The sequence below is a fragment of the Amycolatopsis sp. NPDC058340 genome (assembly GCF_042723975.1).
GTDB lineage: Bacteria > Actinomycetota > Actinomycetes > Mycobacteriales > Pseudonocardiaceae > Amycolatopsis.
The window spans coordinates 18,613-40,297 of the sequence record NZ_JBHXIB010000068.1 but is presented as its reverse complement, the minus strand read 5'-3'; the positions used below and the strand labels follow the sequence as shown (position 1 = coordinate 40,297).

Here is a 21,685-nt window from a genome sequence, read left to right as displayed (position 1 = left end):
GTTGCGAAAGCCACTATCGAAACGTTGAAGGTTGCGAAAGTGGCTTTCGCAACCTTCAACTGCCTCGCATACCGCAAGTGCCGACCCGTAACTCGCGTGATCGGGGCCGTCACACGCGTGATTGAAGCCGGAACTCGAGAGTTCCGGCTTCAATCACGCGAGTGACGGGTTCTAGCCCTTGAAAACGCTCTTCCGCTGCGAAAGGCGTTTGTACAGCGACTGCTGGATCGACTCCCGCACCTGGTCGGTCAGCGTGAACACGAGCATCGGGTCGTCCACGGCGTCCGCGTCGTAGGTGTCCGTGCGGATGGGCTCGCCGAACTCGATGCTCCACTTCGTCGGCAGCGGGATCGCGCCGAGCGGGCCGAGCAGCGGGAAGAACGGCGTCACCGGGAAGTACGGCAGGCCGAGCACGCGCGCGAGCAGCTTGATGTCCCCGACCTTCGGGTAGATCTCCTCCGCGCCGATGACCGAAACGGGGATGATCGGCACCCCGGTCCGCAGCGCGGCGGAGACGAAACCACCGCGGCCGAACCGCTGCAGCTTGTACCGCGACGAGAACGGTTTCCCGATCCCCTTGAACCCTTCCGGCCAGACGCCGACGAGTTCTCCCTTGCGCAGCAAGCGTTCCGCGTCGGCGTTGCAGGCGAGCGTCTGCCCGGACTTGCGGGCGAAGGAGCCGATCAGCGGCAGCTGGAACACCAGATCCGCGCCGAGGCCGCGCAGGTGCCTGCCGCCGGGGACGTGGTCGTGCACGGCGACGGCGGTCATCAGCGCGTCGAGCGGCACCGTGCCGGAGTGGTTCGACACCAGCAGCGCGCCGCCGTCGGCGGGCAGGTTCTCGACGCCGAAGGTGTCGACCCGGAACCACTTCTCGTACAGCGCGCGCAGCGGCGGCAACAGCAGGGTCTCGGTGAGCTCGGCGTCGAAGCCGAACTCGTCGACGGTGTAGTCACCGGTCAGCCTGTCCCGAAGGAACCCCAGCGCCGTCCTGAGTGAGTCCGGGAGGAGGTCCGCGTCGGCGGGCCGCGTCCGGGCGGGCGAGACCCGCGCCGCCCCGGGGAATTCGACGACGGGCGCGTCGGCCCGGCGTTCCTGCTCCAGATGCTCCTGAGCTTCTTCCGACTCGCGAAGATCCCGTTCCGCCTGCGCGGCCGGGTCCGGCTTCTCTCTGCCGGGGCCGTGCAACGGGATGACCTGCGCTTCAGCGCCGCTCACGTCTTCCGCCTCGCCTTCGTGAGAGTTCTCGTGTGGCCTGCTCATCGGTGCGCCGCCTGCCCGGTCGCCGCGGCCACCAGCACCTTGCCCGCGAATCCGGCGAGCCTGCCGCCGTCCACCACGGGCCGGAGCCCGCGGCCGGTGATGTAGTCGTCGAACGCTTCCCGCGTCGTCCACCGCGGGGTGTAGCCGAAGTCGGTCTTGAGCTTCGTGATGTCCACGACGCGGCCGAAGTTCAGCAGCCGGACCTGGTCGGCGGAGAAATCGACCACCCGCGCCCCGCGCAGCACCTTGCCGACCGACGGCACCACGCTGCTGGGCATCGGCAGCTCGACCCGACCGGCTCGCCGGATCGCCTGGGAGAGCGTGAGCACCCCCTCCGAGCCGACGTTGAACACGCCGGGCTTGTCGTTCAGCGTCGCCTGCTCGAACACCGAGAGGGCGTCCGAAGCGTGGAGCAGCTGGATGCGCGCGTCGTAGCCGAAGACGGTCGGGACGACCGGCAGCGCGAAGTAGCGCGAGAGCACCGTGTCGATCTCGGGGCTGATGATGTTGGCGAACCGGAGGAGCGTCGTCGTGATGTCGGGACGGCGGCGCACGAGCCCGCGGACGTACCCCTCCATCTCGACGGCGTCCTTCGCGTAGCCGCTGGCCGAGGTGGGGATGAGCTCCGAATCCTCGGTGAACACGGCCTGCGAGCGCGCGCCGGCGCCGTAGACGGCGGCCGTCGACTTCACCACGAGCTTGCGCACGAGCGGCGAGCGCTGGCAGGCCGCCAGCAGCCGCATCGTGCCGATGACGTTGACCTCTTTGATCGCCGTCCGGCGAGCCGGGCCTGCCGGATGCGCGGTGCACGAGGCGTGCACGACGGTGTCGACCTTGGCCGTGCTGATCACCTTCGCGATCAGCGGATTGCGGATGTCGGCGCGGACGTACTCAGCGTGCCCCATCCGCTGCAGCACCGATTTCTTCGGGGGCGTGGTGTCCACGCCGATCACCCGCTCGAACCCCGGATTGTTGCCGAGTCTGGCGAGCAGCTTCCCGCCAAGGTCTCCCCCGACCCCGGTCACGAGCACGATGTTCGACGGCATAGGACTCCCTGCGGCTTTGGGCGGTTCTCGGACTTTCGATCACGGGGTCCTGATGACCTTGAGCGCGAATTGATCTACCGAGTGTGCGCGTACCTGCACTCACTGGAAGCATCGCGCGGCTGCCCTTGAGATGTTACCGCTCATTAGGGGTAGTCGAGTCAGCGCTTACATGCTATTAACCCGCTGCTCGCAGAGGGGATGCACGTCTCACTCGAATGGGCGGAAAGCGCCCACGAAATGGGAATGGCCCGCCCAGAAACTGGACGGGCCACTCACCGGCTGTGTCTTACTTGCCGGCCTTCCTACGCTGAACACGCGTCCGGCGCAGCAACTTGCGGTGCTTCTTCTTCGACATGCGCTTACGGCGCTTCTTGATCACAGAGCCCATCGTGAGCGCTCCTTCCTTCGTCGTCGGTCACGCTGCCCGGCGCAGCGTCCAACGGGTGGAGCGCACAGGCACGAGCGGTCTTCCAGGGTACCCGCGCCCCGGAAGACGCCCTCGGGCGGGCACGTTGTGCTCCGCGACCGGGCCTCAGCCCACGTCGAAGTACGCGCCCTGCAGATACTCGTGTACGGCCTTTTCGGGCACTCTGAACGACTTCCCGACGCGCACCGCGGGCAGCTCGCCCGAGTGAACGAGGCGGTAGACGGTCATCTTGGAGACCCGCATCAGCGTGGCCACCTCGGCGACCGTCAGGAACTGGACCTGGCCCACTGTGTTGAGCTTGGCCAGGTCATCCTTCTTGTTCGGCGGCATGATTCACCGTGTCCTTCGACACGTGTCGCGCCACGAGGCTTCCCCACCTGTGGTATCGACACGCACGTGCTCTCCTGAGAGTAGCGGGACTGGTGGGACTAAAGCGACGCGAGTCACCGGGATGGGCCCTTATCCAGGGGCTGAAGGACGCTTTCACCGCGTCTGATGCACTGAAAGCGTCCTTCACCGCGTGTTATGCGGGGAAAGTCCCCTTCAGCCCTCGTGGGCCCGGCCCAGCTCGGTCGAGCGGTCCTTCGCGGCCTCGATGGCGGCCAGCAGCGCCGCGCGGACGCCGTGCTTCTCCAGCTCGCGGATGGCGTTGATGGTCGTCCCGGCGGGCGAGGTGACGGCTTCGCGCAGCAGCACCGGGTGTTCGTCGGACTCGGCGAGCATCTTCGCCGCCCCGACCGCCGACTGGATGATCAGCTGCCCGGCGAGCGCCCGCGGGAGGCCGAGCAGGATCCCGGCGTCGATCATGGCCTCGACCAGGTAGAAGAAGTACGCCGGACCGGAGCCGGACAGCGCCGTGACGGCGTCCTGCTGCGATTCGGGCACCTCGACGACCTGCCCGACGTGCGAAAGCAGGTCCTTCACCACCGCGATGTGCTCGGCGGTCGCGTGCGCGCCCGCGGAGACCGCGCTCATCGCCTCTCCGACGAGCATCGGGGTGTTCGGCATGACCCGCACCACCGGGACGCCGTCGGCCAGCCTGCGCTCGTACAGGGCGGTCGGCAGGCCCGCGCACAGCGAGACCACCAGCGACTCCTTGCCGAGCAGCGGCGCGAGCTCGTCCAGCACCGGCTCGATGTCCTGCGGTTTGACCGCGACGACCAGCACGTCGGCCCGGCGGGCGGCGTCGGCGACGCCGACCCCGTGCACGCCGTAGCGTTCGGTCAGCTCGGCCGCGCGCGCCGGATACCGCTCGGTGAACAGAAGGTCGTCCGGGCTGTGCCCGCCGTGCAGCAGGCCCGAGAGCAGGGCCTCCCCGATCTTCCCGGCACCCAGAACCGCGATCACGCTCATGCTCTTCAGCGTGCCAAACCGCCGTCAGGCTCCAGGCGCCGGGGCAAGCGCCAGCTGCCGCGCCTGGCAGACCAGCCTGCCCTGCGAGTCGACCACGAGGGCGTCCGAGTCGAACCAGGCCTCGTGCACCGACTGGCTCTGGACGATCACCCGCAGCCAGCCCGGCGCCGGCCGGGTGCGCAGCAACGCGGTCAGCTGCACGGTGGGCGCCCAGCCGACCCGGCCGAGGTTGTAGACCACCGGCGGGTTCACGTCGCTCGCGAGCAGGGCGAAGTACGGGTCCGCGAGACCGTGCCGCGGCCGGACCCACAGCCGCATCCTCGGCGGATCGCCGATCCGGCCGTGCAGATAGCCGACGCTCGCCGGATCGAGCCGGACCTCGCAGCCCTTCGCGAGATTGAAGAGGCCTTCGGAGGTCTCACCGGTCACGGGCACCGCACCGGGCGGCGGCTCCGCGGCCATGGCCGGGACGTCGGTCCACTCCGGCCGCCGCATCGGCAGGCGTCCGGTGGTCACCCTGGCCTCGACACAGCTGCGGCCCCGCTGCTCCAGCATGACCCCGACGACCGAGGCGCGCCTGCCGACCTTCCGGACGTCCATGCGCAGCAGCACCGGCCCCACCGCCGGCGGATGCAGGAACTCCGCGCTGATCGCGAGCGGCTCGGACGGCGGCTCGCCGCGTTCGTGGAGGAACGTGAGGGCGGCGCGGGCCATCAGGGCCATCAGGAAGCCGCCGTGCGGGTGTCCACCGATCGACCATTCGGTACGGAGTACCGCCGTGAACGTGCCGTCGCCCAGTGATCTCGTCGCGCATGCCTCGTCGAAGGAGGTGCTCGTTTCGTCGGTCGCGCTCACCGAGCACTGACCCAGGCCACGAGCCGATCCATCGGGGTGCGGGAGATCAACAAGCGCAGCTGGTTCACGGTCGGAACTTTACGTGTACCAGCGCCTCGAGCGCAGGGAGGAATGAATCTCCGCACCTGGAGACGATCTTTGTCACTGGCCGAGGTGCAGCCTCGCGAACAAGAGTGACTCCGCGAGGTCCCGCGACCGTCGCGCCGCGCTCGGCGACCGGCGGGTGTTGATCTCCAGCACGACCTGTCCGGAGAAGTCGCTGCTCACGAGCTTCTCCAGCAGTTCGGCGCAGGGTTCGATACCGCGTCCGGGCACCAGGTGCTCGTCTTTCGGGAGTCCCGTGCCGTCCGCCAGATGGACGTGCGCGAGCCCGGAACCCATGCGGTCGGCGAGCGCGAGGGCGTCCATCCCGGCTGCCGCTGTATGGGACAGGTCGAGCGTGTAGTGGCGAAACCCTACGTCCGTAGGGTCGATCGAGGGCCGGAACGCCGACACCCGCGACGTCCGCGAGCCACCGGGCGGGCGGACCTTGAACATGTTCTCGACCGCGATCTCGATGCCGCTGGCGTCTTCGAGCTCGTCGACGAGGTCTCCGAACGCGTCGCCGTAGCGGCGCTGCCACCGGAACGGCGGGTGCACGACGACCGTGCGCGCGCCGAGCTCCTGCGCCGCTTCCACCGACATCCGCAGGCGCACCACGGGATCCGGCGACCACACGCGCTGGGTGATCAGCAACGACGGCGAGTGGATCGACAGCACCGGCACGCCGGTACGCCGCGACCACCGGCGCAACGCGGAGACGTCCTGGCTGACCGGGTCGGCCCAGACCATCACCTCGACACCGTCGTAGCCGAGGTCGGCGGCCAGCTCGAACGCCGCTCCCGCCCGCAACGGCCAGACGGACGCCGTCGAAAGGCCTACCGGAACCTGCTGAACCATTCCGGCATTCTTCCCGAGGCCGCTAGCGGGCGACCAGCAGGAGTGCGGCCGGTGAGACCGTCACCACCAGTCCGACCAGCACCGCGAGCACCAGGGTCTGCAGATCCTCCGCCTTGCGGATCTTCCGGACGATCCACACCAGCGCGACGATCACCAGCAGGGCGGCGACCAGCGCGGCGGCGGGGATGTTCACCCACAGCCAGTTGAAGCCAAGCCACACCGCGGCACCGCCGACGACGCCGAGGGCGAGCTGACCGGCCAGCGCCAGCCACTGCTTCCCCGGTGAGACCTTCTCGGCGGGCGCCGCGGGCTCGACGTCGTCGACGCCGTCTTCGGCCTGATCGTCGTAGTCGTCCTCGTACTCGTCGGCGCGGTAGCCGTAGTCGTCGCGCTCGAAGTCCGGTCCGCCGTCCGGATACGCCGGGTCGGCGAACTCGCGCTCGTACTCGTCCAGGTTGTCCTGGCGGTCGCGGTCGTCGAGGGAATGCGGCGGTACGAACGGCATCGGCGCGGGGTGGCCCATGGTGGGCGGTCCGGCGTCGAACGGGTCCGGTTCGGGATCGGGGTCCGGCTCGACGGGCGCGACCGGGGGAGGTACCGGCGGGATCCCGCCGATCTCGGTGTCCTCGGACTGCACCTTCTGCCTGCGCTTGCGCCATCCGGCGAGCCCGGCTGGCGGCGCCGCCGACGCGGCGGGCGCCTCGGGCTCGGGCACGCTCTCGTCGCCGACCGCGGCGAACTGTTCCGTGCTCGGCTCGGCCTTCGGCTGCGGCGGACGGGCGGCCGGACGGCGGCGTCGCGCCGGCTGGGCTGGCGGCGTCGCGAACCCGCCGCTGGCCATCGGCCCGGGCTGGTCCTGGACGTCTTCCGCCGGGGCGTCGAGGCCGCCGTCGAGTCTCGCCGATAGACCTGACGACGGGGGCCCGGCGGGCGGTTCGGGACGGCGGCGGACCGGCGGCACCGCGCCGCGGGTCTCCTCCGGGCCCGGCGGCCGCGGACGACCGCGCGGAGGCAGCCCCTCGGAATCCGGCGGGCGCTGCTGGTAGCCGGACTGCTCCTGCGGCGGCGTCGGCCGCACGAACTGGCCGGACTGCTGCGGCGGACGCTGCTGGTAACCGCTTTGCTCCTGCGGCGGCGCCGGACGCACGAATTGACCGGACTGCTGCGGCGGACGCTGCTGATAGCCGCTCTGTTCCTGCGGCGGGCGCACCGGCGGCGTCTGCCGGGTCGGGGCGTTCGGCGGCACCGGCAGCGGCGCGGAGTCCTGCTGCGGCGGCAGGGGACGCGCACCGGAGTCCTGCTGCGGCTGCGGGAGCGGACGCGCGCCGGAGTCTTGCGGGCGCGCGCGGCGCGGCGGACGGTTGGCAGGCGGCGGGGTGTCGCCGGACACCCTGTCGATGATCGCCTGCGGCGCGGTGTCGCTCACCGACGGCGCGCGCCGTCCGCGAGTGGGCTCTGGAGCCTCGTCCTCGTCGTCGGCCGCGCGGCGTCGCCTGCGGCGCCCGCCTTCGGGCTGGGCTCCATGCTGGGCGAGCAGCTCCGCCACGGTCTTCTGTGGCTGGCCGCTCTCTGTCTCGTCCGTCATACCGTGCTGTCCAATGCGCGCTCCAGCCGTTGTGAACCGGCACGCGACGGGGCATCGGCGGCGTCGCGCGCGCTATCCACCGTCATCCGCATTTCCGTCACCTCTTCACCGTGCCCGTTCTCCGTCGACTAAGTCCAGTCGGGCGCTGCCGCCCACAGTCTCGTCCGCACCGTTCGAATGGTCCAGCCGTCGAAGGATGACACCTTCTCGCAGCGCCCACGGACAGATCTCCAGTTCTTCCAGGGAAAGCGCCCGCATGGTGGCTTGTGCGACGAGCGCGCCCGCCACCAGCTGGTGCGACCTGCTCGCGCTGACCCCCTCGAGTTGGGCCAGGTCCTGGGCGGTCATCCGGGAGATGAACGCGATGAGCTGGCGCAACGCGGTGTCGGTCAGGGTACGGCGCACATGCGGCCCGCTCGCCGACGGCGCCGCTCCGGTCAGCCGGGCGAGTGACCGGAACGTCTTCGAGGTCGCCACGACACGATCGGGTTCACCCAATTTGGCGACCTTCTTCGCGAGCGGGGCGAGTTGTTCTTCGAGCCACACCGAAGTCGCGATGAGCTCCGAACGGGACGGCGGGTCGTGCTGGAACCGCGTCCGCGTGGTCCGGCCCGCGCCCAAGGGCAGCGATTCGGCCAGGTCCGGTTCCTCGTCGCGGCCCATCGCGATCTCCAGCGAGCCGCCGCCGATGTCGAGCACCAGCAGCTTGCCTGCCGACCAGCCGAACCAGCGGCGCACGGCGAGGAAGGTGAGCCGGGACTCGTCGATCCCGGAAAGCACCTGGAGTTCGACTCCGGTCTGCTCCTGGACCTTCGCCAGCACCTTCGGGGCGTTCTTGGCTTCGCGGACCGCGGAGGTGGCGAACGCCATGACCTCTTCGCAGCCGAGCCGGGCCGCGGCCGCCTTCGCCGATTCGACCGCGCGCACGAGGCTGTCCGCGCCCGCTCGGCTCAGGTCGCCGTTGCGGGTGATCTGCTCGGCGAGGCGGAGGACGGCCTTTTCGGAATGCATCGGGGTCGGGTGGGCGCCACGGTGGGCGTCGACCACGAGCAGGTGGACGGTATTGGAACCGACGTCGAGTACCCCTAGGCGCACGAGCGTCTACGGTACCCGCCCCTGCGTCAGGTCACGAAACCGTAACCGTGATCTGTATCGCAGCAGCTCCGCGTGAAGGCCCCCTTGCCTGGTCGACCATCGGCGGAGGCAGTCGTGACCTCGCAGCGCTCGGTCCCGAGTACATGAAGGCTCGACTTGGCCGGATGATGTCCACAAAGGACACCAACCGACAGGCAAATGTCCGTTTTGTACCTATTCGTACGGTTTCGATGGGGTCGTGAGTGTTTTTAGTCGTTAGAACGACCACAAACACTCACGACCCCTTCGCAAAACGCCTGAATCGGGCACTTCACTCGATGGCGTCCTCTGTGGACAGTTGAGAAGTGGTCAGGCCGCCGTGACGAGCCCCTCTGTCACCCACTTGACCAGCGGATAGACGACTTTGCCGGGGCCTTCACGCGCTATCTCACGTCTCGAACTTGTAGCCGAGGCCTCGGACGGTGACCAGATGCCGGGGCGAGCCCGGGTCCGGCTCGATCTTCGACCGCAAACGCTTCACGTGGACGTCGAGCGTCTTGGTGTCGCCGACGTAGTCCGCGCCCCACACCCGGTCGATCAGCTGCCCGCGGGTGAGCACGCGGCCCACGTTGCGCAGCAGGTATTCGAGCAGGTCGAACTCCTTGAGCGGCAAGGAGACCTCCTGGCCGTCGACGGTCACCACATGCCGCTCGACGTCCATCCGCACCGGCCCGGCGGTCAGCACGAGCGGGGCCAGGTCGCCTTCCGAGCCCGGCTCGCCGCCGCGGCGCAGCACCGCCCGCACCCGCGCGATGAGCTCACGGGCCGAATACGGCTTGGTGACGTAGTCGTCGGCGCCCAGTTCCAGCCCGACGACCTTGTCGATCTCGCTGTCGCGCGCGGTCACCATGATCACCGGTACCGCGGACCGCTGCCTCAGCTGCTTGCAGACGTCGGTGCCGCTCATCCCGGGGAGCATGAGATCGAGCAGGACGATGTCGGCGCCGTTGCGGTCGAACTCCTCGAGCGCCTGCTGCCCCGTCACGGCGACGGCGGCGGTGAAGCCCTCCTTGCGGAGCAAGAACGCGAGCGGGTCGGCGAACGACTCTTCGTCCTCGACGATGAGAACCCTCGTCACAGGTTTCCTCCATGGTCGGGGCTTTCTTGCCCTGTTGCCACGAGACGGGGTGTCCGCTCGGGGGTCTTCTCCGGCCGGGACGCCGGCGGAGCCTGTTTCACGGGCGCGGCCGGTTCGGCGGGAATGTGCGCGGGGATGCGCAGGGTGAAGGTCGACCCGGTGCCGGGACGGCTCCACAGGCCGACCGAACCGCCGTGGTTGGCGGCCACGTGTTTGACGATCGCCAGCCCCAGCCCGGTGCCGCCGGTCGCCCGCGACCGCGCCTTGTCCGCGCGATAGAACCGCTCGAAGACGCGCTGCTGTTCGTCCTCGGCGATCCCGATACCGCGGTCGGTCACCGCGATCTCGACCTTGCCGTCGACCAGCCGCCTGCTGATCGACACCGGGCTGCCCGCCGGCGAGTACGCGACCGCGTTCTCCAGCAGGTTCGACAGCGCGGTGACCATCAGCGTCCGGTCGCCCTCGATGAGCAGCCCGCTGGCCGCGTCGGTGGTGATGGTGATCTCGGCGGATTCCGCCGAAAGCGTCGTCCGGCCGAGCGCCTCGCGGACCACGGCGTCGACCTCGACGACGTTCAGATCGGGCAGCCGCTCGGCGCCCTGCAGCCGGGACAGCGCGATCAGCTCGGTGACCAGCTGGCCGAGCCGGGTCGATTCGCGGAGGATCTTGCCGCCGAAGCGGCGGACCTCCTCGGTGTCCTCCGCGGCGTCGAGGACGGCCTCGGTGAGCAGCGCGATCGCGCCCACCGGTGTCTTCAGCTCGTGGCTCACGTTCGCGACGAAGTCCCGCCGGACGGCTTCGAGCCGGATCGCCTCGGAGTGGTCGACGGCCTCGACCACGGTGAACCCGTCGCCGAGCGGGCGGACCTCGCCGAGGACGGCCTCGGGCTGACGGCCCCGCGCCTCCAGCGGGGACAGGTCGATCTCCATCGGCTCGTCGGTCTCGACCACCTGCTCGGCCGCCTTGCGCGCCCGCGGATCGGCCTGGTTGACCTTCACCAGTCCCAGCTCGTAGGCGCGCGGGTTGTGCAGCACCATGTCGCCGAACTTGTTGAGCACGACGACGCCGTTGTTGCTGGACCGCACGAGGCGTTCCAGCAGTTCGGCCACGGTGGGACCGGTCGGTCGCCGCTCCTCGCGGCGGGCGCGGCCCCTCGCGATCAGGAAGCCGAAAACCACACCGACGATCAGTCCGCCGACGGCCAGGGCGAGTGCAACAGGCGTGGTCACAGGGGAATCGTAAGCGCGCGGGTAGCCTTTTGGCCTAGTCCCGGCCGCGTACTCGTGATGCCTATGACACCTGGGGAGACCCTGTTCGCCTGCAGGTCGGCCGCCGTTCACGTGGCCGATCCCTGGCCGAGATCTCCTGGGTGAGGCGGGTCACCCGAAACGGGGACATCGTCGCCGCGTGATGCCCGGATCCCGACTTTCGTCGTGAATATCCGGGCGGTGTCCTTCCCACTCAGAGGCGAATAGCGACGTTCCCGTCACGGCCCCCGGGGAATGTTGGAAGACTGTCGCCGTGGAACTCGTCAGTGACATCTCCCTGATTCGCGGAGAAGAAGAGCTGTTCGACCGGACGGCTCATCTGTTCGTCGCGGCGACCGACATCGCGTGCGCGGCCGACGACCTCTACACGTGGGCGCTTTCGCGGCCGTCGCTCACGCGGCAGGGCGAACGGCTGGTGCACGACAAGCGGATCCGCAAGCTGTACCGCCCCGGCGTCCTGCTGAACGAGCAGACCGCGCAGCATCTGCACCACCTGTCCGGCCTGGGCGCGCAGATCAGGATCGGCACCGAGGAGATCAACGAGACGATCCTGCTCGACGAGCGGGTCGCGATCATGGCGGGCGACGAGGGCAAGGCGGTGCGCTCCTACAGCGTCATCTCGCGCCCCGAGCTGGTGCAGGGCATCCTGTCGCTGTTCGAAACCGCTTGGCTCGCGTCCACCACCCTGGAGACGTTCGACGCGCGGTTCGCCGACATCCGGATGGAGGCACCGCAGATCCTCGAGTTCCTGACCACCGGCTGCAAGGACGAGAAGGCCGCGAAGAGCCTCGGCATGGGCGTACGCACCTATCAGCGGCGTGTCTCGGAGCTGCTGGTCGCGCTCGGCGTGACGTCGCGCCTGCAGGTCGACGCGCGGGCGCGGGAACTCGGCCTGCTGTGAAGCGCTGGACGGGGCTGGCCGTGTTGCTCGCGCTCGCGGGCTGCACCACCACGGTCTCCGGCACCGCCCGGCCCGAACCGGAAAGCCCACCCGCGAACCTCGCGCTGGTCGACCCCGCTCGGACGGCTTCGGTCCTGAACGCGGTGAAGACGGCGGCAGAAGCGGTGTTCTCCTACGACAGCACGGCCGTGCCCGCCTATGAGAAGGCCCTCGCCGACAACGTGACGCCGAGCGCGCGCGAGGAGCTGGCGAAGCTGTTCGCAGAGGTCCGGAAATCGACCGAGCCGGTCAAGCTCGTGACCAAGGTGATCGTCTCGGCGGCGGTCGAGCAGACGCCGGACAAGGCGCGGGTGCTGACCGTGCTCGACCAGAGCAGCAGCAGGGCCGGTGCCACCAGCAAGGGCATCGCGTCGGTGCTGCTCTCGACCGTGCGCGAGGGTGACCGCTGGCGGATCGGTGAGGTCAAGGTGAACCCGGCGGACCCGCCTGCCGCGGCGGAGAAGCCTGGCGCGGGTGACCGGGTGTTCGCGCGGGTGCGGGATTCCGCGCGGGACGGTGCCCTGCGGGCCGCGGAAGCCCTGCTGACCGTGAATCCAGCCGACCCCGAAGGCACGTACGCCCGCTACGAGTCCGTGTCGACCGGGCAGCTGCTGACCCAGTTCCAGCAGGACAAGGCGGCGCGGCTGAACCAGATCCGGTCCGGGGGCACGAAGGCGTCGCTGGCGCCGAATCCGGCCGCCGCGGTCATGGAGGTCGTGGACGACAAGGCGAGCGTGCTGCTCCTCGCGACGTCGGACGTCACGGACGCCGCCGGGCAGGCGTCGAAGCGGCACCTGCCGCTCGTCCTGCGTCTCCAGCGGCTGCCCGACGGATGGAAGGCGGCCGGCGTCGAGTCGGTCCAAGCCCTCCCCTGAACGCAATTCGTCCTCTGAATGCGGTGGTTCGACAGCGAACTACCGCATTCAGAGGACGAAACGCGTGGTCTAGCGGCCCTGGTTGGCGACGGCGGCCGCGGCTTCCTTGGCGGCCTCCGGGTCCAGGTAGGTTCCGCCGGCGGTGACCGGCTTGAGGTCCTCGGTGAGGTCGTAGCGCAGCGGGATGCCGGTCGGGATGTTGAGCCCGGCGATCGCGTCGTCGGAGATGCCGTCAAGGTGCTTCACCAGCGCGCGCAGCGAGTTCCCGTGCGCGGCGACCAGCACGGTCTTGCCCGCGCGCAGATCCGGCACGATCGCGGACTCCCAGTACGGCAGCAGCCGCGCGACGACGTCCTTGAGGCATTCGGTCAGCGGGGCGGCGTCGCCGAGGTCGGCGTAACGCGCGTCGCCCACCTGGCTGAACTCGTCGGCCGGGTCGATCGGGGGCGGCGGGGTGTCGTAGGAGCGGCGCCAGAGCATGAACTGCTCCTCGCCGAACTCGTCGAGGGTCTGCTTCTTGTTCTTGCCCTGAAGCGCGCCGTAGTGCCGCTCGTTGAGGCGCCAGTCGCGCTTCACCGGGATCCAGTGCCGGTCGGCGGCGTCGAGCGCCAGGTTGGCGGTCGAGATCGCCCGGCGCATCAGCGACGTGTGCACGACGTCCGGCAGCAGACCGGACTCCGCGAGGAGCTGCCCGCCCTTGCGCGCCTCCTGCTCGCCCTGCTCCGACAGCGGCACGTCCACCCAGCCGGTGAACAGGTTTTCCGCGTTCCACGTGCTCTGCCCGTGACGCAGCAGCACCAGAGTCCCAAGCTCAGCCATGGGGTTCAGCCTGCCAGAGGGAGCGGAAGCGCCGGTCAGAGGGCCGCGCTTGACCTTGTTTCTACGGAGAGTGCGTTACCCGCGAGTAACACCTTCACCCGTCCAGAAGACGGGTTGCCAACAAGTCCCGATCCCCGGAAATCAGGCTGCACTCCGTTATCCCGGTTTTCGAAGTTCACTCGAACGGAGTAACCGGTAGTCTTGTGATTACAGGTGGAGATCTGACAGGTTGACTACGTCCCGCGCGGCCGGATTCCACGCACTCCCCGGCTCGACGTGGGTGACGACCGCGACTCGTCTCCCCCCTGCCGAGTCGCGGCGCCCGCCGGCCCCGTTGGCATCCCCCTCGTCACCGGGTCCACCTTGGCGGGAACTTCAGCGGGGCGGCTCGAGATCGCGACTCCCCCCTCCCTCGAGCCGTCCCGCCTGTTCATCTTCGGGGAGCCGCAAAGTCCGTGAAGGCCTCCTTGAGGGACCCAGAGTCCCTCAAGGAGGCCTTCACGGACGGCGGCACGCGCAGAGGGCGCTCAGTCCAGCGGAGGCGCGGACGGCAGATCCGAAGCGGTCGCCATCGCGGGTTCCGCCGGACGGCGCCGCTTGCGCAGCCACCACACCAGCGCGGCCGCGGGAACGCCGAAGACCAGCAAGAACGGGGCCATCGCGCCGATCGCGGTCAGGAGGCCGCCGCCGAAGGTCAGGAACGCGTCCCAGCCGTCGGCCAGCCCGCCGAAGAACCCGCTGCGGGACTCCTCCGCCGCCGCGACCGTCTCCGCCTTCACCTGCAGGGAGATGGTCGACATGGCGACACTGCCCGCCAGGCTTTCGCGACGCTTCTGGAGTGACTCGAGTTCGGCTTCCCGGCTCGTCAGCTCGCTCTCCACCGAGGCGATCTCCGAGACCGACGTCGCCCTCGCGAGCAGCGCGCGGATGCGCTCGACACTCGCCCGCTGGGTGGCCAGCCGCGATTCGACGTCGACCATCTGCTCGGTCACATCCGTGGCGGTGACCTCGCGTTTCACCTGCTTTCCGAGCTTCCCGAGCTGGTCCAGCACGCCGTCGAGGCGCTCGGAGGGCACGATGACGTTGACCGACGCCCGCTTCTCCTGCGTGCTCTCCTGCCCGGTGTAGCCGGCGGCGCCCTGGGTGATGACGCGCACCTGCGAGATCACGTCGGCGACGTTCGGGGCGGTGAGCTCCAGGCTCGCCGTGCGCACCAGCTTGCGGTCGGTGATCCCCGGCTGCCCCGGGGGCGCGGGGGCCTTGCCCGAACCCGCGCTGTCGGTGCCTTCCTTCTTGGGCGCACCTTGGTTCGGCGCCGCCTGCTTCGTGTCGGCCGACATCGGCATCGCGGCCGACTCGCTGCTGCCGGAATCGTTCGCCGAGCAGCCCGCCAGCGCCAGCACGATGCCGGCGGCCGCCACCCATCTCAACCTCTTGTGCATCAAAACCGTCTCCCTCCAGTGCTGCGGAAAGAGACGGAACGGACGACGGTGCCGTTGCACCGTCCGGGTCACGAGTCGGTCAAGGCTCCGGGTTCGTGCCCGTTCGAAGGCTCGACGAGATGTTTGAACGCCTGAAGGTTCGCCAGCGATTCGCCACGGGAAACGCGCCAATCCCATTCGCGTTTGATCGATTCCGCGAAGCCGAGCTCCAGCAGCGTGTTGAAGTCGCCGTCGGCGGCCTCCAGCACCTGCCCGAGGATCTTGTCCAACTCGGATTCGGTGACCGTGTCCAGACCGAACCGGCCGACCAGGTAGATATCGCCGATCGCGTCCACGGTGTAGTGCACGCCGTACAGTTTCGCGTTGCGGCGCAAGAGAAAGCGATAAACGTCCTCATGGGACTCATCGGGGCGGCGGCAGACGAAGGCTTCGACGGCGAAAGCGTGGTCACCGGCGACCAGCCAGCAGTTGGTCTGCAGCTTCTTGGTGCCGGGCAACGTGACGAAATACTTTCCCTCGCCACGCCTTTCGTATCGCAGGCCCGCATTGTCCAAAGAGGACCGCAAGGTCTCGTCGAGCGTCAAACCGCCACCTCCGCGCGCTGTTCGAGGGCACGCCGGAACGCGCCGGTCGCCTGAGCGTACGTGTCCAGCAGGCGGTCCGTCGTCCGGCGCCAGGAGAAACGCCGCGCGTGGACGACGGCGTTGGCGGAAAGCTCGGCACGCCGATCGGGCCGCAGCGCGATGTTCGCGAGCGCGCCCGCCCAGTCCTTCGGGTCGTGCGAAGGCACGAGCAGCCCGGAGACGCCGTGGGGGACGGCGACCGGCAGCCCGCCGACCTCGGCCGCGATCACCGGCGTCCCGCAGGCCTGCGCTTCGAGCGCGACCAGCCCGAACGACTCGTTGTAGCTCGGCACGGCGACGATGTCGGCCGCCCGGTAGACGTCGACCAGCGACTGGCCGGGCTGCGGCGGCATGAACCGGGTCTGCGCCTCGATCCCGAGGGAGACGGCCAGTTCGCGCAGGGCCTGCGGCTGCTCCAGCCCGGTCCCGGACGGGCCGCCGACGATCAGCACCACCAGCCGCGACGCCAGCTCCGGCCGCTCGCGCAGCATTTCGGCCGCGGCCAGCAGGAGGACGTCCGGCGCCTTCAACGGCTGGATGCGGCCCGCGAAGGCCAGCACGATCGCGTCCGTCGGGAGCCCCAGCGCGCGACGCGAAGCGGCCTGGGAGCCGGGCGTGAAGCGGTCGAGGTCGACGCCGGGCGGGATGGCGTGCACGGCGTGCGGGTCGGCTTCGTACAGCTCGATCAGCTCGCGGGCCTCGACGCGGGTGTTCGCGACCAGGCAGTCCGCCTCCTCGACGACCTGCTCTTCGCCGATCACCCGGGTGCGCGGCTCGGGAGTGTCGCCCTCGGCCAGCGCGGCGTTCTTGACCTTCGCCAGGGTGTGCGCGGTGTGCACCAGCGGCACGCCCCAGCGGTCGCGGGCGAGCCAGCCCGCCTGGCCGGAGAGCCAGTAGTGCGAATGGATGAGGTCGTAGTAGCCCGGTTCGTGGAACGCCTCGGCCCGCAGCACGCCGGCGGTGAAGGCGCACAGCTGCGCGGGCAGCTCGTCGCGTCCCAGCGGCTCGAACGGCCCGGCCGGGATGTGCCTGACGAGCACGCCGGGCGCCAGTTCGGCGATCGGCGGCTGATCCGAGGACGTGGCCCGCGTGAACACCTCGACCTCGACGCCCCGGCGGGCCATCTCGGTGGCCGTCTGGCTCACGTAGACGTTCATGCCGCCGGCGTCGCCGGTACCCGGCTGCTCCAGCGGAGAAGTGTGCAACGACAGCACCGCGACGCGCCTGGGCGCGGCGTCGAACCCGTGCAGAGGGATCGTCACCTGGTCAACACTCCCGAAGTCCTACTGATCGGCGAACCCGCGCAGCAGTTCACCGAACTCGTCCGCCGCTTCGGCGAACGGCAGATGCCCCACCTCAGGTAGCCAACGCACGACGGCCCCCTGAATCTTCCCGGCCGCGTATTCCGCCGCCGTCGGATCGATCACAGCGTCCGCGAGACCATGGATGATAAGTGCCGGTTTGTCCAGATCGCGAAGGACGTCTTCGCTCCCGACGTCACGCCGGAACAGCGCGGAACGCACCGCGGGCGGCGTGGAAAGGCAGGCGCCGAGCAGCGATTGGGCGAGCGTGCCGGACACCGGCGCAGCCGTCATCCGCGCGCTGAACTGCACCAACGCGGGAATCGCGACCGCCGGATCGTCCGAAAGCACGGCCGGAATGGCGTCGCGCATCGCGGGCCCGACCTTGCCGCCGGGGCGGTTCTTGCCGATTTCTGTGATAGCGCCCACAAAAACGACGCCGCCGAGCCTCGAAGAGCCGTGCACCCGGAGGTAGTCGGTGATGACCAGCCCGCCGTACGACCAGCCGACGACGATCGCGTCGTCACCGGCGAAGTCGAGAACGGAGGCGAGATCCTCCGCCCACACCCGCGGATCGTCGTAGCCGGCGGAGGGCACTTCGGAATCCCCGTGACCGCGCAGATCCATCGCGACCAGGCGGAACCGCTCGCTGAGCGCGGGATCCGCCAGCTGCGGCGCCCAGGCCCGGCCCGACTGGGCCCAGCCGTGCACGAACACGATCGGACGGGTGTTCTCGGCGCCCTCGACCCACAAGCCGATCCGGGTCCCGCCGTAGCCGACTACCTCGGTCTTCATGGGCGTCAGCCTATGAGGTCCGGAATGCGTGGGGCTCGTGAGTGGCAAGGACGGTTAGAACCGTCCTTGCCACTCACGAGGCCGATCGGTTACTTGATCGCCGAGAGGGCCTTCCAGGACTTCCAGTCGTAGAACCAGTTCTTGACGTCCGATTTGGTCGGGCTGCCCAGTTTCGAGCCGGTGATCTCGACCGGGTCGCCGATCATCGCCGAGTCGAAGTACTTCTTGGCGTCCGCTTCGAGCAGGTTCACGCAGCCGTGCGAGGTGTTGGCCTTGCCGATGTTCGCCGCGTTGTCCTGGTTCTCGTGGATGTACTCGCCGTTGTTCGAGATCCGGCAGGACCACTTCTTGTTGACGTTGGTGTAGCCGTAACGCGCGTTGTCGAACCGCGCCATCGGCTCCTTCGTCATCACGATGAACGTGCCGTTCGGGGTGTTCCGCTGGACGTCGGAGTCCAGGCCGTTCGAGCACGGGTAGCTCGCCGATTCCGCCCCGCCCCGGTAGACCTTCATCACGTGGTCCGGGGTGTTGATCTTGACCACCTGGTTGCGGCCGATCTTGAACTCGGTGGTCACGTCGGCCTTGCCGTACGCGCCGCCGCCGAGCGCGACGCCGTAGAGCTTCGCCTCGACGTTGACCTTGATGTTCGCGGGCCAGTACTCCTTGGGCCGCCAGTCGACCTGCGTGTCCGACAGCCAGCCCCAGGAGCCCTCGACGTCCTTGTCGGTCTTCACCTTGAGCGCCTTCTCGGCGGCCGCCTTGTCCTTGACCGGGGACGCGAACTTCACGCTGATCGGCATCGCGACGCCGACCTCGGCGTCGTCGGTCGGGTTCAGCGTGGCGCGAACCTCCTTGGCGGGTTTGACCGTGCTGAACGAGCCCTTGAACTCGGCGGGTTTGTTGTCGCTGCCCGTGGCCTTCGCGGCATACGTGTACGTCTTGCCGTAGCCGAGGACCTCGGTGCTGGTCCAGGTGAGGCCGTCGGGGGAAAGCTCGCCCTTGACGTCCTTGCCGCTGTCCCCGGTGACCTTGACCTCGGTGAGCTTGCCGTCGGCGACCTTCACGACGACCGGCGTCACCACGGAGGCGTCCTTGGCGTCGGCGGCGGGTTCGGCGGTGATCTTCGCGACCGGGGCGGCGGCCTGTTCCCCGCCACCGCTGCCTTCCGGCTTGGCGTTGCCGCCTTCCTCGCTGGAGCAGGCCGCGGCCAGCAAGGCCGCCCCCGCGGCGAGCGCGGCCTTGAACACCGTGCGCCGTTCGATCACCGTGTACCTCCCATGAAGATCCCCGCGAGCTTCTACCCGCTCAGCGCCGGGAACCTCTCCGAGGTTACCCGCGGCGACGGAACTCACCCTCGCCCCTCAGAGGGATAGACGCACAGGACCGGTGCGGGGTTGTTCACCCTCCCGCATTTAGTCCTCTGAATGCGGTACTTGCACGCGCAATGACCGCATTCAGAGGACTAAACGCGGGCGGGGGGGCTAGAGTGCGCAGTTGATGAGCAGGGGTTCAGGGTGCAGCGAAACCCCGAAGCGGGCCTCGACGCCGTCGCGTACTTCGCGCGCCAGAGCGAGAAGGTCCTCTGTCGAGGCCTTGCCCCGGTTCGTGAGCGCGAGCGTGTGCTTCGTCGACAGCGAGACCCGGCCGCCGGGCCCTTCGTGGCCCTTCGCGAACCCGGCCCGCTCGATCAGCCAGGCCGCGGACAGCTTCGTGCCGCCGGGCGCCGGGTACTGCGGCACGCGCACGTCCTCACCGACCACGTCCACGATGCCCGCCAGCACCTTCGCCAGCCGTGCCTCCCCGATGATCGGGTTGGTGAAGAACGAGCCCGCGCTCCAGGTGTCGTGGTCGTCGACGTCCAGGACCATGCCCTTGCCGCGGCGCAGCCCGAGGACCGCTTCGCGAGCTTCGGCCGCCGGGACGCGGTCTCCGATCTCGACGCCGAGCGTGCGGGCGAGTTCGGCATAGCGGATCGGGGCCGAGAGGCCGTCTTCGTTGACCTTGAAACGCACTGTGAGCACGACGCCCGCGTCGGTCCCCTTCAGGATCGACGTGCGATATCCGAAGCCGAGCTCTTCGGCGGTCAGCGTGCGGATTTCGCGGGTGGCACGGTCGTAGAGATCGACCGAGACCAGGGATTCGGCCACCTCGCAGCCGTACGCGCCGACGTTCTGGATCGGCGTCGCGCCGACCGAACCGGGGATCCCGGAGAGGCATTCGAGCCCGCCGATACCCGCGGCGACCAGGCCCTCGACGAAACCGTCCCAGTTCTCACCGGCCGCGACCTCGACGAGATCTCGGTCACATGTCCAGCCGGTGTTGCCGACCTTCAGCACCGTGCCCTCGAAACCTTCGTCGGCGACGACGAGGTTCGAGCCGCCGCCGAGCAGCAGGACCGGCTCACCCGCTTCGTCGGCCTCGCGGACCGCGTCGACCAGCGCCCGCACGGTCTTCGCCTCGGCATAACGCCGCGCCGGACCGCCGAGGCGCAACGTGGTGTGATCGGCGAGGGTGGGAGTTTCGGCAGTGCTCACGCCCGTGAACGGTACTGTCTGGCGCCATGGCCTCCCGTATCGAGCACCGTTCCGCGTTCTCCGCAGACCTCGCGACCACGTTCGACGCGGTCGCCGGCGAGGCAGCGCTGCGGGCGCGGCTGGAGCAGATCGGCGGCGACGACGCGGAACTGCTGGAGTACGTCCCGGCCGAAGACGGAGTGCGCTACAAGCTGCGTCAGGGCATCAGCTCGGACAAGCTCCCGTCGGCCGTGCGGACGCTGCACCGGGGCGATCTGATCGTCGAGCGCGAGCAGAGCTGGAAGGCGGCCGGGGACGGCTACACCGGCACCGCGACGGCGGCGGTCTCGGGCGTGCCGGGTGAGATCACCGCGAAGACGTCGCTGACCGCCGAGGGCGAACGGACGACGCTGGTCAACAGCGGTCAGGTCAAGGTGCGGATCCCGTTCGTCGGCGGAAAGCTGGAGGGCGTGATCGCCGAACAGGTCACCAAGCTGCTGGAGCGCGAGGCGGAATTCGTCGCGAAATGGCTGGCCGAGCGCTGAAACCGGTCGGGGCACCGACCCGGGGCACGACCAACCCCAACCGGCTCCGCCGGGTGGACCGGTGGCTCGCGAGCGATCCGGGGGTGACGCGGCTGCTGCGCCGCGCGGACGAACCGCTCGTCGTGGACCTCGGCTACGGCGCCTCACCGGTGACCACGGTCGAGATGGCGCGGTGGTTACGCACTCTCCGTCGCGACGTCCGGGTGCTCGGCCTGGAGCTGGACGCCGAACGGGTCGCCGTCGCGCAATCCGCCGTCGACAAGCCATGGCTCGACTTCCGGCGCGGCGGCTTCGAACTCGCCGGCACGCGGCCGGTGCTGGTGCGCGCGTTCAACGTCCTGCGGCAGTACGACGAAGCCGAGGTCCCGGGTGCCTGGTCGCTCATGCTGGACGCGATGGCACCGGGCGGGCTTCTCGTCGAAGGCACCTGCGACGAGATCGGACGGCTGAGCACCTGGGTCGCCGTCGGGCACGACGGGCCGCGCACGCTGACCTTGTCCGTCCATCTCGCCAGCCTGGAACGTCCGTCCACAGTGGCCGAACGACTGCCCAAGATCCTGATCCACCGCAACGTTCCCGGCGAACGGGTCCACGATCTACTGTCCACTTTGGATACTTGCTGGGCGACGGCCGCGCCGCATCAGAACTTCGGCGTCCGTGCCCGCTGGGCGCACGCCGTCCACCTGCTCACCGCCCGTGGCTGGCCGGTGCTGAACCGCCCGTCACGGTGGCGGCTGGGTGAACTCACGGTGCCGTGGTCCTCGGTCGCCCCGGACTAGAACGCGCGCCACATGTGTCCAGCCGGACGACATGCGTGACTGGGCGGACGACACACGTGATCAGGCGGACGGCATACGTGACGTCCGCCTGATCACGTGTGTCGT

General features: G+C 69.3%; 22 protein-coding genes. 4 read left to right on the top strand and 18 right to left on the bottom strand.

Features of this window, described 5'->3' with window-relative positions:
• Window positions 1–171 precede the first annotated feature (171 nt).
• The 11 genes from ACFWIW_RS38795 to ACFWIW_RS38745 form a co-directional block, all read right to left on the bottom strand.
• Complete coding sequence (locus ACFWIW_RS38795) at window positions 172–1,263, bottom strand: lysophospholipid acyltransferase family protein (RefSeq protein ID WP_378373049.1); 1,092 nt, start codon at window positions 1,261–1,263, stop codon at window positions 172–174.
• Window positions 1,260–2,309, bottom strand: a complete 1,050-nt coding sequence (locus ACFWIW_RS38790; protein WP_378373048.1) for an NAD-dependent epimerase/dehydratase family protein — start codon at window positions 2,307–2,309, stop codon at window positions 1,260–1,262. Before ACFWIW_RS38790 ends, ACFWIW_RS38795 begins: the two co-directional genes overlap by 4 nt.
• Window positions 2,310–2,595: 286 nt before the next feature.
• The gene (locus tag ACFWIW_RS38785; RefSeq protein ID WP_007030867.1) at window positions 2,596–2,697 is read right to left on the bottom strand and encodes a 30S ribosomal protein bS22; all 102 of its coding nucleotides are present in this window, start codon (window positions 2,695–2,697) and stop codon (window positions 2,596–2,598) included.
• A 144-nt stretch (window positions 2,698–2,841) separates the two neighbouring features.
• Entirely contained in the window at window positions 2,842–3,066 is a 225-nt protein-coding gene (locus ACFWIW_RS38780) for a helix-turn-helix domain-containing protein (protein ID WP_125678911.1), read from the bottom strand.
• A gap of 213 nt (window positions 3,067–3,279) precedes the next feature.
• Complete coding sequence (gene proC, locus ACFWIW_RS38775) at window positions 3,280–4,089, bottom strand: pyrroline-5-carboxylate reductase (RefSeq protein WP_063274392.1); 810 nt, start codon at window positions 4,087–4,089, stop codon at window positions 3,280–3,282.
• A gap of 24 nt (window positions 4,090–4,113) precedes the next feature.
• Window positions 4,114–4,944 (bottom strand): thioesterase family protein, encoded by an 831-nt coding sequence (locus ACFWIW_RS38770; protein WP_378373047.1) that lies wholly within the window; start codon window positions 4,942–4,944, stop codon window positions 4,114–4,116.
• A 141-nt stretch (window positions 4,945–5,085) separates the two neighbouring features.
• Complete coding sequence (locus tag ACFWIW_RS38765; protein WP_240595987.1) at window positions 5,086–5,883, bottom strand: sugar phosphate isomerase/epimerase; 798 nt, start codon at window positions 5,881–5,883, stop codon at window positions 5,086–5,088.
• A 22-nt stretch (window positions 5,884–5,905) separates the two neighbouring features.
• Window positions 5,906–7,468 (bottom strand): hypothetical protein, encoded by a 1,563-nt coding sequence (locus tag ACFWIW_RS38760; RefSeq protein WP_378373046.1) that lies wholly within the window; start codon window positions 7,466–7,468, stop codon window positions 5,906–5,908.
• 105 nt (window positions 7,469–7,573) lie between these two features.
• Complete coding sequence (locus ACFWIW_RS38755; protein ID WP_378373045.1) at window positions 7,574–8,563, bottom strand: hypothetical protein; 990 nt, start codon at window positions 8,561–8,563, stop codon at window positions 7,574–7,576.
• Between the two features lie 427 nt (window positions 8,564–8,990).
• The gene (locus tag ACFWIW_RS38750; RefSeq protein ID WP_005167072.1) at window positions 8,991–9,680 is read right to left on the bottom strand and encodes a response regulator transcription factor; all 690 of its coding nucleotides are present in this window, start codon (window positions 9,678–9,680) and stop codon (window positions 8,991–8,993) included.
• A complete protein-coding gene (locus tag ACFWIW_RS38745; RefSeq protein WP_037333013.1) occupies window positions 9,677–10,909 on the bottom strand; it encodes a cell wall metabolism sensor histidine kinase WalK in 1,233 nt (410 codons plus the stop codon). The genes ACFWIW_RS38750 and ACFWIW_RS38745 overlap by 4 nt, the downstream gene beginning before the upstream one ends.
• A 292-nt stretch (window positions 10,910–11,201) precedes the next feature.
• On the opposite strand from ACFWIW_RS38745, the gene ACFWIW_RS38740 reads away from it, so the two are divergent.
• Together ACFWIW_RS38740 and ACFWIW_RS38735 are read left to right on the top strand one after the other, a co-directional pair.
• The gene (locus ACFWIW_RS38740) at window positions 11,202–11,849 is read left to right on the top strand and encodes a LuxR family transcriptional regulator (protein WP_073846221.1); all 648 of its coding nucleotides are present in this window, start codon (window positions 11,202–11,204) and stop codon (window positions 11,847–11,849) included.
• Complete coding sequence (locus tag ACFWIW_RS38735; RefSeq protein ID WP_378373044.1) at window positions 11,846–12,763, top strand: hypothetical protein; 918 nt, start codon at window positions 11,846–11,848, stop codon at window positions 12,761–12,763. The genes ACFWIW_RS38740 and ACFWIW_RS38735 overlap by 4 nt, the downstream gene beginning before the upstream one ends.
• A 69-nt stretch (window positions 12,764–12,832) precedes the next feature.
• Here ACFWIW_RS38735 and ACFWIW_RS38730 read toward each other — a convergent pair whose 3' ends face one another.
• The 7 genes from ACFWIW_RS38730 to ACFWIW_RS38700 all read right to left on the bottom strand — a co-directional run bounded on the left by ACFWIW_RS38730 (window position 12,833) and on the right by ACFWIW_RS38700 (window position 20,277).
• Window positions 12,833–13,582: a phosphoglyceromutase gene (locus ACFWIW_RS38730; RefSeq protein WP_034310552.1), complete on the bottom strand. Its 750-nt coding sequence runs from the start codon at window positions 13,580–13,582 to the stop codon at window positions 12,833–12,835.
• Between the two features lie 527 nt (window positions 13,583–14,109).
• Window positions 14,110–15,024 carry a DUF4349 domain-containing protein gene (locus ACFWIW_RS38725; RefSeq protein ID WP_378373043.1) on the bottom strand — a complete coding sequence of 305 codons (915 nt, stop codon included), beginning with the start codon at window positions 15,022–15,024 and terminating at the stop codon, window positions 14,110–14,112.
• A gap of 68 nt (window positions 15,025–15,092) precedes the next feature.
• Window positions 15,093–15,608 (bottom strand): YbjN domain-containing protein, encoded by a 516-nt coding sequence (locus ACFWIW_RS38720; RefSeq protein ID WP_378373042.1) that lies wholly within the window; start codon window positions 15,606–15,608, stop codon window positions 15,093–15,095.
• On the bottom strand, window positions 15,605–16,909 hold the full coding sequence (gene mshA / locus ACFWIW_RS38715) for a D-inositol-3-phosphate glycosyltransferase (protein WP_378373041.1): 1,305 nt from the start codon (window positions 16,907–16,909) through the stop codon (window positions 15,605–15,607). The genes ACFWIW_RS38720 and mshA overlap by 4 nt, the downstream gene beginning before the upstream one ends.
• Before the next feature lie 21 nt (window positions 16,910–16,930).
• Window positions 16,931–17,743: an alpha/beta fold hydrolase gene (locus ACFWIW_RS38710; RefSeq protein ID WP_378373040.1), complete on the bottom strand. Its 813-nt coding sequence runs from the start codon at window positions 17,741–17,743 to the stop codon at window positions 16,931–16,933.
• A gap of 89 nt (window positions 17,744–17,832) precedes the next feature.
• The gene (locus ACFWIW_RS38705) at window positions 17,833–19,008 is read right to left on the bottom strand and encodes an Ig-like domain-containing protein (RefSeq protein ID WP_378373039.1); all 1,176 of its coding nucleotides are present in this window, start codon (window positions 19,006–19,008) and stop codon (window positions 17,833–17,835) included.
• Window positions 19,009–19,224: 216 nt separating this feature from the next.
• Entirely contained in the window at window positions 19,225–20,277 is a 1,053-nt protein-coding gene (locus ACFWIW_RS38700) for a UDP-N-acetylmuramate dehydrogenase (RefSeq protein ID WP_378373038.1), read from the bottom strand.
• A gap of 26 nt (window positions 20,278–20,303) precedes the next feature.
• Between ACFWIW_RS38700 and ACFWIW_RS38695 the strand changes: the two genes are divergently transcribed.
• Together ACFWIW_RS38695 and ACFWIW_RS38690 are read left to right on the top strand one after the other, a co-directional pair.
• The gene (locus ACFWIW_RS38695; RefSeq protein ID WP_016330902.1) at window positions 20,304–20,801 is read left to right on the top strand and encodes a DUF2505 domain-containing protein; all 498 of its coding nucleotides are present in this window, start codon (window positions 20,304–20,306) and stop codon (window positions 20,799–20,801) included.
• A complete protein-coding gene (locus ACFWIW_RS38690; RefSeq protein WP_378373037.1) occupies window positions 20,783–21,580 on the top strand; it encodes a class I SAM-dependent methyltransferase in 798 nt (265 codons plus the stop codon). The genes ACFWIW_RS38695 and ACFWIW_RS38690 overlap by 19 nt, the downstream gene beginning before the upstream one ends.
• The last annotated feature ends 105 nt before the right edge of the window (window positions 21,581–21,685 follow it).

Bases quoted from the DNA above. Each gene is read 5' to 3' on its own strand.
- ACFWIW_RS38780 (WP_125678911.1), bottom strand. From the start codon at position 3,066: ATGCCGCCGAACAAGAAGGATGACCTGGCCAAGCTCAACACAGTGGGC.
- ACFWIW_RS38760 (WP_378373046.1), bottom strand. From the start codon at position 7,468: ATGACGGACGAGACAGAGAGCGGCCAGCCACAGAAGACCGTGGCGGAG.
- ACFWIW_RS38725 (WP_378373043.1), bottom strand. From the start codon at position 15,024: ATGCACAAGAGGTTGAGATGGGTGGCGGCCGCCGGCATCGTGCTGGCG.
- ACFWIW_RS38795 (WP_378373049.1), bottom strand. From the start codon at position 1,263: ATGAGCAGGCCACACGAGAACTCTCACGAAGGCGAGGCGGAAGACGTG.
- ACFWIW_RS38730 (WP_034310552.1), bottom strand. From the start codon at position 13,582: ATGGCTGAGCTTGGGACTCTGGTGCTGCTGCGTCACGGGCAGAGCACG.
- proC (WP_063274392.1), bottom strand. From the start codon at position 4,089: ATGAGCGTGATCGCGGTTCTGGGTGCCGGGAAGATCGGGGAGGCCCTG.
- ACFWIW_RS38695 (WP_016330902.1), top strand. From the start codon at position 20,304: ATGGCCTCCCGTATCGAGCACCGTTCCGCGTTCTCCGCAGACCTCGCG.
- ACFWIW_RS38790 (WP_378373048.1), bottom strand. From the start codon at position 2,309: ATGCCGTCGAACATCGTGCTCGTGACCGGGGTCGGGGGAGACCTTGGC.
- ACFWIW_RS38710 (WP_378373040.1), bottom strand. From the start codon at position 17,743: ATGAAGACCGAGGTAGTCGGCTACGGCGGGACCCGGATCGGCTTGTGG.
- ACFWIW_RS38690 (WP_378373037.1), top strand. From the start codon at position 20,783: ATGGCTGGCCGAGCGCTGAAACCGGTCGGGGCACCGACCCGGGGCACG.
- ACFWIW_RS38785 (WP_007030867.1), bottom strand. From the start codon at position 2,697: ATGGGCTCTGTGATCAAGAAGCGCCGTAAGCGCATGTCGAAGAAGAAG.
- ACFWIW_RS38765 (WP_240595987.1), bottom strand. From the start codon at position 5,883: ATGGTTCAGCAGGTTCCGGTAGGCCTTTCGACGGCGTCCGTCTGGCCG.